This window comes from Arthrobacter sp. 05N33_2, assembly GCF_056397425.1.
Genome location: NZ_JBFTNJ010000144.1, coordinates 1 through 1,339, shown reverse-complemented (window position 1 = coordinate 1,339; position 1,339 = coordinate 1). Strand labels below are relative to the sequence as shown.

1 pseudogene is annotated in these 1,339 nt (G+C 63.4%); it reads left to right on the top strand.

Features of this window, described 5'->3' with window-relative positions:
- Positions 1–701: 701 nt before the first annotated feature.
- Positions 702–1,339 (top strand): annotated as a pseudogene (locus AC1DHX_RS20695) (hypothetical protein); the annotation flags it as partial.

The following is a 1,339-nucleotide window of genomic DNA, read 5'->3' as shown; positions in this document are numbered from 1 at the left end:
CGTGACCGGGACCAAGGCCGGGTACACCACCGCTGCGAAGACCTCCACCCCGACAGCAGCTATCGCCAGCTGACGCCCGCTAGCGCCTGCCTCTCGCGCAGGCTGGGCATATCTGGTTCTTCAGGCTGGGAGGTCGCTGTTACTTACGCAGAGTTTATGTCTGGGGAGTCCGTCAGCTGTGGCTATGATCAGTTACCTGTATGGATAGCAGCATCGCCATCCAACTTGGTCTGCTTAGCATGGGGGGGTGGCGCATGGGACTTCTAGCGCCGATTTGGAAACTGGTCACGAGCGGTTCCGCTGTAGTCGCATGTTTGGCGGCGCTATTTGTCGGAGCACCCTCTTCAGCCGCCGCAATTCTGCCCTCGTTTACGGGTGTGCTTGTTGACTCGAACGGCAGCCCGTTGGCGGGGGCGGCGGCCTACCCGATCGGCGGAGTCCTGAATCCGGATCAGGTCACGGGGAGCGATGGCAGTTTCAGTATTCCCACGGGCGATCCGTCGGCGCAACTGGCCTTTCACTATGCCCGTTACGGAACTGGGCCCCGAATCACGTTTCTCACCAAGCCATTGGCCGTAGACGGGGAGACCGATATCGGCACGGTGATGCTGCCACCCTTGGAGTCCGCGACTATCCGCGTCGTGGACAGTAAAGGCTCACCGGTCGCMGGGGTATCAATCTTCGCCGGGGAAGGCAATGGCATGGCATTGACGGCGCCTTCTTGGCGGGACGCGGGCAGTCCCCTCAACAGCCTGGTAGATATTGATCGGGTGTACTGGGACCCCAACGCCGTAACGGATACCGCCGGCGAAGTGCACTTGCAGACCCCACGGTTTACCAACGGGCTACCGGCCCTGACCGTGTATTACCGGGTGCCTGGGACAGGGACCTACATCCGTACCTCCACAGCCGWGGGCGCCGACACCACCAAAACCATCACCGTCGCATTCACGGCCCTGACTCAACAAATCGCGGTGTCTCCGGCGGCCGTGACGTTCACCGACAAGGACGGCACAGCCCAGGACACGTACACGGTCCCGGCAACGACGGGCGTTGACTACCTGATCGGCGGGACGGTAGTTCCCGCCGGCACATATCCGGGCAGCGGGACTGTCACGGTGAGCGCGAAAGCCCGGACTGACTACGTCCTGGCCGCCGGCGCCGCAGCATCCTGGACGGCAACGTTCAAGGCGCTATTGGCTCTGACAGCACCGGTTCCGACGCTCACGGGCACGGCGAGGGTCGGTTCGACCCTGACTGCGGTCCCGGGCACCTGGGGTCCGGCTCCGGTGGTGCTGGGGTATCAGTGGAAGGCCAACGGTGTGGCCATCGTCGGCGC